We start from the raw sequence: 14,211 nt of genomic DNA, 5'->3' as shown, positions 1-14,211 counted from the left end.
CGATCACTCGCCCTGCGTCGGCAGCCCCACCTTCGGCCGTGCCCACGAACGACCCCGGGTGTCCTTCAGGATGTCGTACTCCACGTCGACGTGCGGTTCGATCGCACTGTATTTGTCGTTCGGCGCACCGATCACGAGCTGGAAGCCGAGACCCCGCCACGCGCCGATCGCACGCTTCGTGAAATGCGCGTCCGCCTTGATCAGGGCCTCATCCATGAAGACAGGCGCGTACCGGGGACGCTCCGCGCCCGCGTCGCCGAGTTGGTATCGCAGCGCGGCACCCACGATGAACGCGACGAGCTCCTGCGACTCTCCACCCGATTTCTCACCGATGTGGTCGTAGAGCGCGACGTGCTCCCGCGTCGTGGCGTGGATCCGCTCCGCACTCACCCGCACATGGTTGCGCACATCGATGAGCTCGGCGAAGTCCGGCGCCGTCCGCCGCATCCGACCGATGAGACGACTCATCCTCCGGTACACGCTCTCGCGGTCAGCGTCCGTCTCCGCAGCTTCGATGAGGCCGCGCACCTCGCGCAGCTCCTTGCGGAACCGCCTGCGCGCTTCGGACTGATTCTCGCGCGGCGTGATCTGCAGGCGATGCTCGTCGTCGTAGAACGGCAGCTCCTCCATGATCCTGTTGATCGGGTCGATGCGATTCTTGATCTCTCGCAGCGAGCGGCCGAGCGTCGAGTCGAGACTCGTCAGGTCGTTTCCGGAGAGCTTGAGAAGGCTGTCCCGCCACTCGGACTCCAGCTCGTGCAGGCCGTTGGTCTCCAGCGCATCGAGGATCCCCTCGAACTCGGCGACCGACTCGTCGGGGTCGGGCAGGATCGTGAGGGTGTCCCAGCGCTCGAGGAACCCGGTCATCAGGCGCCGCATCTGCTCGCGCTGATCGGCGTGCGCCGTGGCCGCCGACGTGCGGTCCTCCAGCAGCCTGGTCGACGCGGTGCGCAATGCGGAGTCGAGGTGGGCGAGCCGTTCTGACGCGGTGACGCTGACGGCCGCCTCCGCACCGAGGAAACGCGCGTCGAGGAAGGAACGGTGTCGCTCCTCGAGTGCGATCTCCGCCGCCTCGGCCGCATCGACGATCCGCTGACAGTCGTCGACCTGGTCTGTGACTTCCACCCAACGGTCCTGGGCGAGCGTCAGGTCGCCCCCGAGACGGGAGCTCTCGTCCCGCAGGCGGCTCGCCCTCTTTCTCAGCTCTTCAGCCTTCGAACGCAGCTCGGCGATCTTCGGGTTCTCGTCGGTGACCTCCGCCTCGACCGCGAGCCATCGCGCGCGCTCCGCCGCGACGGCCTCGACGTCGATCTGCTCCCAGGTGAGGTCCTCGATCTTCGCGTGCGCCTTCGCCCTGGCCTCGATCCGGTCCAGACCCGCCTCCGTTTCGGCAGCCGCCGACGACGCCTCATCCCGTCGGATCTCGAGCTCGGCGACCTGCTCGTCGAGTTCACGCAGGCGGCGTGCGTTCGAGAATCCGAGCAGGTTCGAGCGGCCATGCCCGCCGTGGGACCCCCGGTCGCCCTGCGACACCTGTCCTGTGATCGTCAACGCACGAGAATGCTCGGCGAGTTCGGCCGAGGAATCGACGCAGACGTACTCGAACCGCTCGCGGAGTCGCTGCTGAAGCCAGCCGGTGAACGGCGTCGACCGGTGATCGAGACGACCGGGGAGCGTCCGGGGGTCGGCCGTCCGAGACTCGGCGAGACCGGTGTGCACTCCCTCGTAACTGATCCGCTCCGCGGTGCGCACCGAGTCGATGGCGGCGCGGAATCGTGCGAGGTTCGAGACGTCGATGAGCAGCGTGCGTGCGAACCCGCCGAGCGCCAGGTTGAACGCTTCCCGCCAGGGCTCGAACTCGGTGCGCACCTCGATCAGCTCGCCGACGAACGGCAGATCCGTCGGGGCGAGCCCGGCGGCCTGAGCGAGCAGGGCTCTCGATTCGTGCAGATGTGCGGGGAGGCTCCCCCGCAGGTCTCGAGTGCGGTCCCGCTCGGCACGCACCTGTGCGAGTTCGGTCTCCACCGCTCTACGGGCGGACTCGGCATCGGCGAACGCGGCGCGGGCACCTCGGATCCCGGCCTGCGGGAGTTCCCGACCGATACGGGTGAGCAAGCTCTCGAACGCGGCCGCATCGTGCACCTCGATGCCGAGTTCGCTGGCGACGGCGTCGAACCGGGCTCGCTCGCGCCGGACGTCTTCGAGGCGGCGCTCGACGCCGCGCAGTTCGCGCTGGGCAGTCTCAAGGCGATCGCCCCCGGACTGCCGCACGACGTCGAGAAGCCCCTCGCGCTCGGCCTCCGCGGCGGTGATGAGGGCGTTCTTCTCGCGCACGACCAGCTGGAGCGCCTGGGTCCGGTCGCGCAGTTCCGTCTCCACCTCGCGCAGCAGGTCGAGACGACGCTCGGCGCTCCACAGAGCCGCGAGCGAGGTCGGCTCGGAGAAGACTCCGACCTCGTCCACGACCCGCATCCGCTCCGATGCCGCCTCGATGCGCTGCGAGATCCCGCGGATCGGCTCGAGAGCCGCCACCTGCTGCTTGGCGACCAGCATCCGGGTGCGAGTGCTCTCCAGCTCGTCGAAGTGAGCGACCACCGCGTCCGCGGTCGCCATCGTCTCGGGCTCTTCGAGCACGAGCTTCTTGTACAGGTCGTCCACCGTGGTGATCTGCTGACCGGCCTGGATCCGGGCGAGAAGACTGATCGCCTTCGCCCCGGAACCCGCGGCGCCGATGCCGAGCACGGCGTGCAGCCGTGCCGAGAACTCGCGATCGGTCGCGACGGGGTCCAGTCCGACCGCTCGCACCGATGTGTCGCTGAGGCGGTGAGCGGCGGCACGCTCGAGCTGCGCGAGGTCGAATCCGCTGTCGACCGTGGCTCGCAACCTCGTCGAGTCCTCGAGCGTTCGGGCGTCCGCAGGGATGTACCACCCGCGTACTGCCGTGAAGCGCGAGCCGTCGTGATCCAACCAGGTCATCGCGACCGCGCTCCACGTGTCCTCGCCGTCACCCCGCAGCACCCGGAGCTTCGTGCCCTCTTCCGTTCGGGACTCGTCGATCTTGCCGCGCCCGTACGACAGGATGTTGCGCTGCTCATCGCCGCGCGGGCGCCCCGTGACACCGCCGTTGGAGGCACCGTTGAACGGCGTGGTGTGCGGCATCATCAGGGCGATATAGCCGTCCATGAGCGTCGACTTGCCCGAGCCCGATCCGCCGCACAGCAGGGTCGCATCCGGTGAGAACCGCACCCGGTGCGGCCCGCCGTCGTATCCGCCCCAGTTGATGAGCTGCAGCTCCTCAGCCACCCACTGCTGGCCGCGAGAGCTCGCGGGTATCATCCCGAACAGCGTGTCGAGCATCGTCATCGTGCCACCACCGCCTGGGCTCGCAGCCAATCCCGCAGCTCCTTCAGCGTCTCAGCACTGAGCACCACCTCGACGAGCGCGGTGATCCGATACCGCCCGCTGGTCTCCTCCTGCACGATGCCCTCTCTGTCCAGCCTGTCCAGCGCGCTGCGGATCGCCCTCTGCTGCTTCGCTGTTCCGCCGTCGGCATCGGCGAAGTAGCTGAGGACGGTCTGCTCGACGTCCTCGATGTCGATCCGCACGGATCCCTCCCCGGATGCGGACTCGCGCTGGTAGACGGTTCGCAGGTGCACCAGCACGAGCGTCTCGGCCCGCGAGTACGGCGAGTCCTTCAGCAGAACGGGCATCTCGACTTCGTCGGAGCGCAACTGCTGCTTGTACGCGAATCCTCGGGCGTGATCGATGATCAGCCGCAGGTAGATGTCATTGAGCCGCGACTCGATGACGTGCTGATGCTCGATCAGCAGCGTCCACTCGCGTCGGTTGCGCTCCATCGAGATGAAGCGGCGCTGCAGAAGGTGTACGAGCACACGCCTGATCTCGGGGTCGAGCGTGCCGCGGTCGCCCGGGAAGTGCGCCTCGAGGTCGTCCTCCATCGCCGTGGGAGCGATGAACCCCTCGTCAGCGACGGCCGTCGTGAGGTCATCGTCACTCATCTGCATCCTCTTTCGTGCTGCGGGCGATCACGGCGCCGAAGGCGAAGCGGCGAGTCGTCCCGTCGGGCCTCAGCGCTTCCACCGTCGAGATCCCGTCGCCGTCCGCGAGGCCGTTGCGGTGCGCGATCTCGAGCAGGCCGAGGAGATCGACGGGACGTCGAGCCGCGTCAGGCACCGCCCGGAACGCCTCGGCGAGATCGAACTGCGCGCCGAGACCGGCGACGTACTCCTCGAGCTCGGCATACCTCGGACCACCCCAGGCACGCGTGTCGTGATCGAGGAAGTCGACGTCGTCCGCATCGGTGAGGGGCGCCGGGGCACGGGGTGGACGGATGTCGCTGGTCGTCTGACGGAGATGCCCGAGATCGATCAGCGGCATGCTGCGCACCGGATCGACGACAGCCGCAGGACCCGACCAGGCGTGGAGCCCGGCGATGACGTCGCGCAGAAGGTCGTCGATCTGGCGATCACGAAGCGGGTCATGCGTCTTCACCTGCCCGGTGATGACGTGCGATGCCCGGCGTTGCGCGGCGAGCACCTCTTCGACGCCCAGTTCGACGCGTCGGCCTATCGCATCGAGCTCGGCACGCTGCGTGCTGTCGAGCATGCGTGCGAAGGGCTGAGCGAGGAGTCCACGGAGCTGCTCTGTGAGAGCGTCGATGCGATCCGGATCGCCGATCAGGCGCAGTGCGCCTGCGAAGGCCCGCCCCTCCGGAGTCGACTGCATCACAGCCTGGGCGCGCTGGAGGTACTCGCGCAGCACTTCGCTCGTCGGCCGTTCGTCCCTGCGAAGGTGGGCGACGACATCGCGCTGCATGGACCGGAGGGACTCAGCCACTCGGGTGAAATCGGCGGGGAGCTCGCGTGCCAGATGAAGGACGTTCTCCGCTTCCTCGAGGAGTTCTTCGTCCTCCGCAGGCTCCGCGTGTCCGGATTCCTGGATGCGCGCGATCTCAGCGTCGATGATGTCGCGCTCCGCCTGAAGCCGGGAGAGGCGACGAACCGGGTCGACCTCGGCACTCACCGAGAGATGCTCCACTGCCTCGAGCAGTGTGCGCACGCGGGAGTTCGACACTCTCGTGCGCCCTCCGCCGGTGCGGCCGGATATCTCGAGCGCGGCGACGGCGTGCGCAGACAGGCGATAGACCTCGACGTCGTCGTCGATCTGCTGGATCAGCCAGCCGAGCCGCACCCAGTTGCGACATACGTCGCGTCCGCTCCCGGACGGCAGCCGCCTGTCATCCTCGTCGTACCCCGCCGCGCGGAGCTCGTCGAGCACCTCGGCCATCTCAGCGTGCGCATCCGCTACCGCGACCGACGCCCGGTCGGCGTGGAACAGCAGCGTGAGCGACGCCACCACGAACGGCGCGAACCGACCGTGAAGCAGATCGAGGGTCGGGGTGCTGAATGCGGTGACGGCGCGCGCATACGCGGCCTCAGCCCTGGATCCAGTCACTCGAAAGAGACTAGTCCGACCGGGGACCTCAGATCGTCATGCTCCGGTGCATGGCGGGTCGTGCTGGATCGATGTCATCGACCGCTGCGCTCGCGGACACGCTCGAGGAACATCTCGTGGAAGCGCGTCTCGCCGTCGACCTCAGGGTGGAAGCTGGTGCCGAGAAGCGACCCGTGCTGCACCGCGACGACCCCGCCGTCAGGCAGCGTGGCGAGCACGTCGACGTCGGGACCCACCCGATCGACGATCGGAGCGCGGATGAAGGTCGCGTGCACGGCAGGCTCACCGAGGACCGGAACGTCGAGCGACATCTCAAAGGACTCCGTCTGACGCCCGAAGGCATTGCGGCGCACGGCGATGTCCATGCCACCGAACGACTGCTGCCCGTCGATGCCGTCGAGCACCTCGTCTGCGAGGAGGATCAGCCCCGCGCACGTTCCATACACCGGTAGCCCGGCGCCGATCGCGGCACGGATCGGCTCCTGCATCCCGAAGGTGCGCGAGAGCTTGTCGATGACGCTCGACTCTCCGCCGGGTATCACGAGTCCGCTCACGGCGGCGAGCTCTTCGGGGCGGCGTACGAGCACGACGTCGGCACCGAGTCCGGCCAGCAGGGCGGCGTGCTCGCGCACATCGCCCTGCAGGGCCAGAACCCCGACTGTGGGTCTACCAGCCACGCTCGGCCAGGCGGTGCGGAGCGGGGAGGTCGGAGACGTTGATGCCCACCATCGCCTCACCGAGACCGCGCGAGACCTCGGCGATGATCTTCGCGTCATCGAAGAAGGTGGTCGCCTTGACGATGGCCTTCGCGCGCTCGACGGGGTTACCCGACTTGAAGATGCCGGAGCCGACGAAGACGCCGTCTGCGCCCAGCTGCATCATCATGGCGGCATCCGCAGGCGTGGCCACGCCACCGGCGACGAACAGCACGACGGGCAGCTTGCCGGTCTCGGCGATCTCGGCGACGAGCTCGTACGGCGCCTGCAGCTCCTTCGCGGCGACGAACAGCTCGTCCTTGGGCAGCGCCGTGAGCGCGGCGATCTCGCCACGGATCTTGCGGATGTGCTTCATCGCCTCAGAGACATCGCCGGTGCCGGCCTCGCCCTTGGAGCGGATCATCGCCGCGCCCTCGTTGATACGACGCAGTGCCTCGCCGAGGTTGGTCGCGCCGCAGACGAACGGCACGGCGAAGCTCTGCTTGTCGATGTGGTTCACGTAGTCGGCAGGCGACAGCACCTCGGACTCGTCGATGTAGTCGACGCCGAGCTCCTGCAGCACCTGCGCCTCGACGAAGTGACCGATGCGGGCCTTGGCCATCACGGGAATCGAGACCGAGGCGATGATGTTGTCGATCATGTCTGGATCGCTCATGCGCGACACGCCGCCCTGGGCGCGGATGTCGGCGGGAACCCGCTCGAGGGCCATCACGGCGACGGCCCCGGCGTCCTCTGCGATCTTCGCCTGGTCGGCGGTGACGACGTCCATGATCACCCCGCCCTTGAGCATCTCGGCGAGACCGCGCTTGACGCGCGAGGATCCGGTGGTGGTCTGTTCGGTCATGAGAGCTCCTGTCGGGGAAGCACGATGTGCATGTGTGTCGAACGATGTCTCGTTTGATCTAGGCCAAACAGTAGCACTGTCCGGAACGACCTAGAATCAGAGATGAGGACCCATGAGCGACCAGATCACCGGAACGACCGCAGCGGACATCGCCGACAGCGTGCGCGGGCTGCGCGACCGCGGCGTCCTGCGCGCAGGCAGCCCTCTTCCGCCTGTTCGCGAGCTCGCGGCGACGCTCGGCGTCAACCGCAACACCGCCGTCGCCGCATACCGGCAGCTCGCCCAGGCGGGAATCGTCATCTCGCGCGGTCGCGCTGGCACCGTCATCACAGGTCTCGAGGCCGTCGCCCAGGAGGGCTACGCATCCGACACGGTGCTGCGCGACGTCGGCACGGGCAACCCCGACCCCCGCCTGATCCCCGATCCGTCACAGGCTCTCGCCACGGTCGCCGGGCGACCCGTGCTCTATGGAGAACCCGTGATCGACCGCGGGCTCGAGCAGTGGGCGCAGCAGTGGATCGCGAACGACATCGGACACCTCGACTTCCGCATCACCGTCACCAGCGGAGCGGTCGACGCAGTGGAGCGCCTTCTCGCCCAGGCGTTGATGCGCGACGACGCCGTCGCGCTCGAAGACCCCTGCTTCCTGGCCAGCATCCACACGGTGCGTCTCGGCGGGTACCGTGCCGTGCCCGTGCCCGTCGACGACGAGGGCATGACGGTTCAGGGACTCCGCGACGCGTTGGATGCCGGCATCCGCGCCGTGATCTGCACCCCGCGCGCCCAGAATCCGACCGGCGCGAGCCTCACCGCCACCCGCGCTGCCGAGCTGCGCGCCGTGCTCGCCGACCACCCGTATGTGCTGATCATCGAGGACGACCACTTCTCGATGCTGTCCCATCAGCCGTACGAATCGCTCATCGGACCGGAGCACCGACGGTTCGCCCTCGTGCGCTCGGTCTCGAAGTTCCTCGGACCCGACATGTGCCTCGCGATCGCCGCGACGGACGCGACCACGGCCGAGCGCCTCGCGATGCGGCTCAGCCCGGGCACCACGTGGGTCAGCCACCTGCTGCAGCGCCTCACGCTGACCCAGCTCACCGACGACTCGGTCGTCTCACGGATCGCCGAGGCCCGCGAGCACTACGCCGCGAGGAACACCGCGTTCGCCATCCGTCTGCGCGAGCAGGGGCTCGACTCCCCCGCCACCGACGGACTGAGCCTGTGGGTGCAGCTTCCGAAACCGGCGAAGGTCGTCGCCGAACGACTGATGCGGCGCGGCTGGCTGGCGCGCACGGGAGACGATTTCGCCCTCGACGAGCGGGCCGAGCCCTCACACCACCTGCGCCTCACCGTGCACGACCTGTCAGACGGCGACGCGGAGACGCTCGTCGCCGACCTCGTCGCGGCCGTGCGATGATCACCCGCCGCGGGAGCCTTCCCGCCCTCACTGAAAGGATCGGAGAATGAAGATCCTCTCCATCCAGTCCGCCGTCGCGTACGGCCATGTCGGAAACTCAGCCGCAGTCTTCCCGCTGCAGCGCATCGGCGTCGAGGTTCTCCCGGTCTACACGGTGAACTTCTCGAACCACACGGGCTACGGCGCCTGGCGCGGCCCGCTGATCGACCCGAACGACGTGCGCGAGGTCATCACGGGCATCGAGGAGCGCGGCGTCTTCGGCGAGATCGATGCGGTGCTCAGCGGCTATCAGGGCGGCGAGGGCATCGGCGACGTGATCATCGACGCCGTCGCACGTGTCAAGGCGGCCAACCCTGACGCCGTCTACGCGTGCGACCCGGTCATGGGCAACGCGAAGTCCGGATGCTTCGTCGCACCCGCCATCCCGATTCTCCTGCGCGAGAAGGTCGTGCCGGTCGCCGACATCATCACCCCGAACCAGTTCGAGCTCGGCTTCCTCACCGACACCGAGCCCGACACGCTCGAGTCCACTCTGGCCTCGGTCGACCTGGCGATGGCCATGGGGCCGCGCACGGTGCTCGTCACGAGCGTCGAGCGCCCCGACCGCGAAGAGGGCACGATCGAGATGCTCGTCGCCGACCCGACCGGTGCCTGGATCGTGCAGACGCCTCGTCTGCCGATGAAGGCCAATGGCTCGGGTGATGTGACCGCGGCCCTCTTCACCGCGCACTACGTCGAGACGGGCGACGCCAAGACGGCACTCGAGCGCACGGCATCCAGCGTGTTCGATCTGCTCGCGGCGACCCTCGAGTCCGGTGCGCGCGAACTGCAGCTCGTCGAAGCGCAGGAGTTCTACGCGAACCCGCGTATGCAGTTCACCGCGCGCGAGGTGCGCTGACCGGCTTCAGGCCTTCGGCCACGCGTTCGCGACGGCCTCGCGCACCTCGCCGAGCAGCTGAGGAAGCGCCTTGGTCTTCGCGATGATCGGGAAGAAGTTGGCGTCCGACGTCCACCGCGGCACGATGTGCTGGTGCAGGTGGCCGTCGACGCCGGCGCCCGCGACGGCGCCCTGGTTCATCCCGAGGTTGAAGCCGTCGCAGCGCGACACCTCCCGGAGTACGCGCATGCCGATCTGAGTCAGCGCACCGATCTCGGCGACCTCTTCAGGCGTCGCCTGGTCGTAGGTCGCGATGTGGCGATATGGGCAGACGAGAAGATGTCCCGAGTTGTAGGGGAACAGGTTGAGCAGCACGTAGGCCGTCTCACCCCGCGCGACGATCAATCGCTCGGCATCCGGGAACTTCGGAGCCTCGCAGAACGGGCACTCCTCGCGCAACGGCTCCGGCCCTGCCTGGATGTACGCCATGCGGTGCGGCGTCCACAGGCGCTGGAACTCGTCGGGGACGCCGGCGAATTCGCCGGCGTCCTCCCACGGTTCCGAGGGCGTCGTCACGCCAGGTCCCCTGCTGTCTGCACGAGCGTGTGCGCATCGATCGCGGCACGGATGCGTGAGACGGCGTCGGTGATCGGCACCCCGTTCTCCTGCGTGCCGTCGCGGTAGCGGAACGAGACGGTGCCGGCATCGCGGTCCTTCTCCCCCGCGATCAGCAGCAGCGGAACCTTGCCGGTCGTGTGCGTGCGGATCTTCTTCTGCATCCGGTCGTCGGAGGTGTCGAGCTCTGCGCGCACGCCAGAATCGCGCAGCGTGGTGATGACATCGCCGAGGTAATCGGCGAACTCGTCTGCGACGGGGATGCCGACGACCTGCACCGGCGAGAGCCACACCGGGAAGTCACCGGCGTAGTGCTCGAGCAGGATCGCGAAGAAGCGCTCGATCGACCCGAACAGAGCGCGGTGGATCATGATCGGCCGCTTCTTCTGGCCGTCCTTATCCATGTACTCGAGCTCGAAGCGCTCAGGAAGATTGGGGTCGACCTGCACGGTCGACAGCTGCCAGGTGCGGCCGATCGCGTCGCGCGTCTTCAGGTCGATCTTCGGACCGTAGAACGCCGCCTCGCCGGGAACCTCGGTGAGCTTCAGACCGGATGCCACGGCGACGCGTCGGAGAGCATCCGTCGACGAATCCCAGAACTCCTCCGAGCCGATCCACTTCGACTTCTCGTCGTCCTTCATCGACAGCTCGAGCTCGAAATCGGTGAGACCGAAGTCGCGGAGCATCGACAGGATGAATTCGAGGACCTTCGCGACCTCGCCCTCGAGCTGGTCTGGCGTGACGAAGAGGTGCGAGTCGTCCTGAGTGAAGCCGCGCACGCGGGTGAGACCGTGCAGCGCGCCGGAGAGCTCGTTGCGGTATACGGTGCCGTTCTCGGCGAAGCGCAGCGGCAGGTCGCGGTAGCTGCGTGCACGCTCCTTGTAGATGAGGATGTGCATCGGGCAGTTCATCGGCTTCAGGTAGTAGTCCTGGCCCTGCTTGGTGATGTTGCCCTCGTCGTCGCGCTCCTCGTCCATGACGATCGGCGGGTACATGCCTTCCTTGTACGTGACGAGGTGGTTCGACGTGAGAAAGAGGTCTTCCTTCGAGATGTGTGGCGTGTACACATAGGTGTAGCCGCCCTCGATGTGGCGCTTGCGCGCGTGCTGCTCCATCTCGCCGCGGACGATACCGCCGCGCGGGTGCCAGACCGAGAGGCCGGAGCCGATCTCCTCGGGGAACGAGAACAGGTCGAGTTCCTTGCCGAGGCGGCGGTGGTCGCGCTTCGCTGCTTCCTCGAGGCGGTGCTGGTATGCGCGCAGCTCGTCCTTCGACGGCCAGGCCGTGCCGTAGATGCGCTGCAGCTGGGGGTTCTTCTCGCTGCCGCGCCAGTAGGCGGCGGCGATGCGGGTGAGGTCCCAGCCGTTCCCGATCATGCGGGTGTTGGGCAGGTGCGGCCCGCGGCAGAGGTCCTTCCAGACGACCTCGCCGTCGCGGGTCGTGTTGTCGTAGATCGTGAGTTCGCCCTCGCCGACCTCGACCGAGGCGCCCTCGGCGGCCTCCTTGCCGCCCTTGAGGCCGATGAGCTCGAGCTTGAACGGCTCATCGGCGAGCTCGGCTCGTGCCTCGTCGTCGGTGACGACTCGGCGCACGAAGCGCTGGCCCTCACGGACGATGCGCTGCATCTCTTTCGTGATGGCCTTGATGTCTTCGGGGGTGAACGGCGTCTCGACGCCGAAGTCGTAGTAGAAGCCGTCGGTGATGGGCGGGCCGATGCCGAGGTTCGCCTGCGGGTTGATCCGCTGCACCGCCTGCGCGAGCACGTGCGCAGCCGAGTGGCGCAGGATGTTCAGCCCGTCGGGGCTGTCGATCGTGACCGGCTCGACCTCGTCGGCATCCGTCACTGTCGCGGCGAGGTCCTTGAGAGTTCCGTTGACGCGCATCGCGACGACTGAACGGTCAGAGAACAGGGCGAAGCCGTCTTTCGGCTGAGCATTTTCAGGCACTGCACACTCCATCTGGTCTGGATCTAGGCTACTCGCATGCCCGGGGGCGATTGACCGCTACAGCGCGGTCTCGGACGCGGTGTCCGCCGCCGTCGGGGCGAGGATGATGATCGCGGCTCCGACCAGCGCGATGGACGAGCCGACCCAGTCCCAGAGCGTCGGCTTGAAGCCGTCGACGATGATTCCCCACGCCAGCGAACCCGCGATGAAGACGCCGCCGTACGACGCGAGCACCCGACCGAAGTTGGCATCGGGCTGCAGCGCCGCGATGAACCCGTAGGCGCCGAGGGCCATGACCCCGAGTACCGCGAACACCCAGCCCCTGTTCTCTTTGACGGCCTGCCAGACCAGCCAGGCCCCGCCGATCTCGGCGACAGCGGCGAGCACGAACAGGATGCTGATGCGCAGGACGGTCATGGTTCCCAGTGTGGCGCAGAGCTGTCGCAACCTGACGGCGCAGATCAGGCGCCGGCGACGACGAGCCCGGTCTCGTAGGCCAGGATCACGAGCTGCGCCCTGTCGCGGGCGCCGACCTTCGACATGATCCGGTTCACATGGGTCTTGGCGGTGTGCGGCGAGATCGTCAGCCCCGCGGCGATCTCCGCGTTGGCGAGCCCCTCGGCGACGAGTACGAGCACCTCGAGCTCTCGCGGAGTCAAGAGAGCGAGGGCGGTGGTCCACCGGACGGCGGGGTCTGATCCACCGCGTCGGATCGAACGCTCGATCAGTGCGCGCGTGGCCGTCGAGGACAGCAGGGCTTCTCCGCGATGGACGGTGCGCACCGCTCGGACGATCTCGTCGGGTTCCGCACCTTTGCCGATGAAGCCGCTGGCACCCGCGCGAAGCGCGGCGACGACGTTCTCGTCCTCTTCGAAGGTGGTCAGGATCAGCACTCGCGGCTGAGCGGCCGAATCGTTCTGGGCGCAGATGAGCGCGGTGGCTGCGATTCCGTCCATTTCCGGCATCCTGATGTCCATCAGCACGACGTCGGGTGCGGCCGTCTTCGTCAGACGCACCGCGTCGAGTCCGTTCGATGCCTCCCCGGCGACCACGAGGCCGCCGTCGATGAGGATGTCCCGCACAGCGTGTCGCACGAGCGGCTGGTCGTCGACCACGAGCACCGAGACGGTCATGCGGTAGCGACGCTCTCGACCGGGATCCACGCCTCGAGCGAGAAGACACCTCGGTCGCTGCCGTAGTGCGCGGCTCCTCGCACCGCTCCGAGCCGCTCCTGGATGCCGCGGAGGCCGTTGCCGGGGGTGGGCGACGCAGCTGAGACGGTGTTGGTCGGGTTCACGATCGTCAGGTGCAGGGCAGCGCTCTCGATGCGCAGCGCCACCGTGGCGGTGCGCCCGAGGCCGTGCTTGTGGGCGTTGGTGAGCGCCTCCTGCAGCACGAGGTACGCGACGTGGTCGCTCGCAGGCGACAGAGCGAACGCGTCGTCCTGCCTACGCAGATCGACGCGGAGCCCGCCGCGTCGGAACCCCTCGACCATGGTGTCCAGCTGCGCCAACCCGCTCTGCGGCCGGAGTTCGTCGTGTTCTTCGGGAGCATCGGAGCGAAGCAGCGACATGAGGCCGCCGATATCGCTGAGCACGGTGCGAGATGCGCTGCGCACCGTGGTGAGTGCCTCCCTGGCACGCTCCGGCCTGCTGTCGAGTGCCGAGGAGGCGACACCGGCATTCAGGCTGATCACCGCGATCTGGTGGGCCACGACATCGTGAAGGTCCCGGGCGATGCGCACCCGCTCCTCGGCGACGCGTCTGCGCGCCTCGTCATCGCGATTACGCTCGGCGCGCTCCGCACGCTCGATCATCGCCGCGGCGAACTCTCGACGTGATCGGGCGGCGTCGCCGAGTGCCCCGCCGAGGACGACGAGCAGCACGAACTGCAGCGCGGTCGAGTCGAGGAGATCCCCCGCCAGGGCCCAGCCGTTCGAGAGGAAGACCACGATGGCTGAGACTCCGACCGCGATCAGTCCGATGCCGCGGCCTCGTCGATCGATCACGGAGTAGCAGGCGAATGCTGCGGCGAGGAGCGCGCTCGGAGAGATCGTGCCCGCGGCCGCAGAGACGACGGCGCAGAGCAGACTGATCGCCAGCACCACGAGCGGCCAACGACGACGGAAGGGCATGGCCGCAGCGGGGACGAGCGCCGGCACGAGCAGCAGACCTTGAGCGCGGAATGTCTCGTCGGGGAACGGCAGCACCGCGAATACCACGATGAGTGCGACGATGCCGACATCATTCAGCCGAACCCCGTCACGGGGTTCACGGATGGTCGGCATGCATCCAGTATTTCCTTTCTTCAAGATGCCC

General features: G+C 67.8%; 12 protein-coding genes. 2 read left to right on the top strand and 10 right to left on the bottom strand.

What is annotated here, in order from left to right:
* Positions 1 to 3: 3 nt before the first annotated feature.
* The 5 genes from RQG82_RS00545 to pdxS all read right to left on the bottom strand — a co-directional run bounded on the left by RQG82_RS00545 (position 4) and on the right by pdxS (position 7,035).
* The gene (locus RQG82_RS00545; RefSeq protein WP_311257789.1) at positions 4 to 3,363 is read right to left on the bottom strand and encodes an SbcC/MukB-like Walker B domain-containing protein; all 3,360 of its coding nucleotides are present in this window, start codon (positions 3,361 to 3,363) and stop codon (positions 4 to 6) included.
* Entirely contained in the window at positions 3,360 to 4,019 is a 660-nt protein-coding gene (locus RQG82_RS00540; protein WP_311257200.1) for a DUF4194 domain-containing protein, read from the bottom strand. The genes RQG82_RS00545 and RQG82_RS00540 overlap by 4 nt, the downstream gene beginning before the upstream one ends.
* A complete protein-coding gene (locus RQG82_RS00535) occupies positions 4,012 to 5,475 on the bottom strand; it encodes a DUF3375 domain-containing protein (RefSeq protein ID WP_311257199.1) in 1,464 nt (487 codons plus the stop codon). The genes RQG82_RS00540 and RQG82_RS00535 overlap by 8 nt, the downstream gene beginning before the upstream one ends.
* Positions 5,476 to 5,549: 74 nt before the next feature.
* On the bottom strand, positions 5,550 to 6,152 hold the full coding sequence (gene pdxT, locus RQG82_RS00530; RefSeq protein WP_311257198.1) for a pyridoxal 5'-phosphate synthase glutaminase subunit PdxT: 603 nt from the start codon (positions 6,150 to 6,152) through the stop codon (positions 5,550 to 5,552).
* Positions 6,142 to 7,035 (bottom strand): pyridoxal 5'-phosphate synthase lyase subunit PdxS, encoded by an 894-nt coding sequence (pdxS, locus tag RQG82_RS00525; RefSeq protein ID WP_311257197.1) that lies wholly within the window; start codon positions 7,033 to 7,035, stop codon positions 6,142 to 6,144. Before pdxS ends, pdxT begins: the two co-directional genes overlap by 11 nt.
* Before the next feature lie 112 nt (positions 7,036 to 7,147).
* Between pdxS and RQG82_RS00520 the strand changes: the two genes are divergently transcribed.
* Together RQG82_RS00520 and pdxY are read left to right on the top strand one after the other, a co-directional pair.
* Positions 7,148 to 8,455, top strand: coding sequence for an aminotransferase class I/II-fold pyridoxal phosphate-dependent enzyme (locus RQG82_RS00520; RefSeq protein ID WP_311257196.1), 1,308 nt, complete (start codon positions 7,148 to 7,150; stop codon positions 8,453 to 8,455).
* Positions 8,456 to 8,501: 46 nt separating this feature from the next.
* The gene (gene pdxY / locus RQG82_RS00515; RefSeq protein ID WP_311257195.1) at positions 8,502 to 9,353 is read left to right on the top strand and encodes a pyridoxal kinase PdxY; all 852 of its coding nucleotides are present in this window, start codon (positions 8,502 to 8,504) and stop codon (positions 9,351 to 9,353) included.
* A gap of 6 nt (positions 9,354 to 9,359) precedes the next feature.
* On the opposite strand, the gene RQG82_RS00510 is transcribed toward pdxY, so the two are convergent.
* Genes RQG82_RS00510 through RQG82_RS00490 form a run of 5 tightly spaced genes read right to left on the bottom strand, consistent with a single transcriptional unit; the run spans position 9,360 to position 14,180 of the window.
* Positions 9,360 to 9,908 carry an HIT domain-containing protein gene (locus RQG82_RS00510; RefSeq protein ID WP_311257194.1) on the bottom strand — a complete coding sequence of 183 codons (549 nt, stop codon included), beginning with the start codon at positions 9,906 to 9,908 and terminating at the stop codon, positions 9,360 to 9,362.
* Positions 9,905 to 11,905 carry a threonine--tRNA ligase gene (gene thrS / locus RQG82_RS00505; RefSeq protein WP_311257193.1) on the bottom strand — a complete coding sequence of 667 codons (2,001 nt, stop codon included), beginning with the start codon at positions 11,903 to 11,905 and terminating at the stop codon, positions 9,905 to 9,907. Before thrS ends, RQG82_RS00510 begins: the two co-directional genes overlap by 4 nt.
* Positions 11,906 to 11,950: 45 nt before the next feature.
* On the bottom strand, positions 11,951 to 12,310 hold the full coding sequence (locus RQG82_RS00500; RefSeq protein ID WP_311257192.1) for a YnfA family protein: 360 nt from the start codon (positions 12,308 to 12,310) through the stop codon (positions 11,951 to 11,953).
* Positions 12,311 to 12,354: 44 nt separating this feature from the next.
* Complete coding sequence (locus tag RQG82_RS00495) at positions 12,355 to 13,026, bottom strand: response regulator transcription factor (protein ID WP_311257788.1); 672 nt, start codon at positions 13,024 to 13,026, stop codon at positions 12,355 to 12,357.
* On the bottom strand, positions 13,023 to 14,180 hold the full coding sequence (locus RQG82_RS00490) for a histidine kinase (protein WP_311257191.1): 1,158 nt from the start codon (positions 14,178 to 14,180) through the stop codon (positions 13,023 to 13,025). Before RQG82_RS00490 ends, RQG82_RS00495 begins: the two co-directional genes overlap by 4 nt.
* Positions 14,181 to 14,211 lie beyond the last annotated feature (31 nt).

It is taken from the genome of Microbacterium sp. WCS2018Hpa-9, assembly GCF_031843745.1.
In the GTDB taxonomy this organism is placed as follows: Bacteria; Actinomycetota; Actinomycetes; order Actinomycetales; family Microbacteriaceae; genus Microbacterium.
The sequence above is the reverse complement of the archived record's forward strand: the minus strand, read 5'-3'. Positions and strand labels throughout refer to the sequence as shown.

Bases quoted from the DNA above. Each gene is read 5' to 3' on its own strand.
- RQG82_RS00500 (WP_311257192.1), bottom strand. From the start codon at position 12,310: ATGACCGTCCTGCGCATCAGCATCCTGTTCGTGCTCGCCGCTGTCGCC.
- pdxY (WP_311257195.1), top strand. From the start codon at position 8,502: ATGAAGATCCTCTCCATCCAGTCCGCCGTCGCGTACGGCCATGTCGGA.
- pdxS (WP_311257197.1), bottom strand. From the start codon at position 7,035: ATGACCGAACAGACCACCACCGGATCCTCGCGCGTCAAGCGCGGTCTC.
- RQG82_RS00540 (WP_311257200.1), bottom strand. From the start codon at position 4,019: ATGAGTGACGATGACCTCACGACGGCCGTCGCTGACGAGGGGTTCATC.
- RQG82_RS00495 (WP_311257788.1), bottom strand. From the start codon at position 13,026: ATGACCGTCTCGGTGCTCGTGGTCGACGACCAGCCGCTCGTGCGACAC.
- RQG82_RS00545 (WP_311257789.1), bottom strand. From the start codon at position 3,363: ATGACGATGCTCGACACGCTGTTCGGGATGATACCCGCGAGCTCTCGC.
- RQG82_RS00490 (WP_311257191.1), bottom strand. From the start codon at position 14,180: ATGCCGACCATCCGTGAACCCCGTGACGGGGTTCGGCTGAATGATGTC.
- thrS (WP_311257193.1), bottom strand. From the start codon at position 11,905: ATGGAGTGTGCAGTGCCTGAAAATGCTCAGCCGAAAGACGGCTTCGCC.
- RQG82_RS00520 (WP_311257196.1), top strand. From the start codon at position 7,148: ATGAGCGACCAGATCACCGGAACGACCGCAGCGGACATCGCCGACAGC.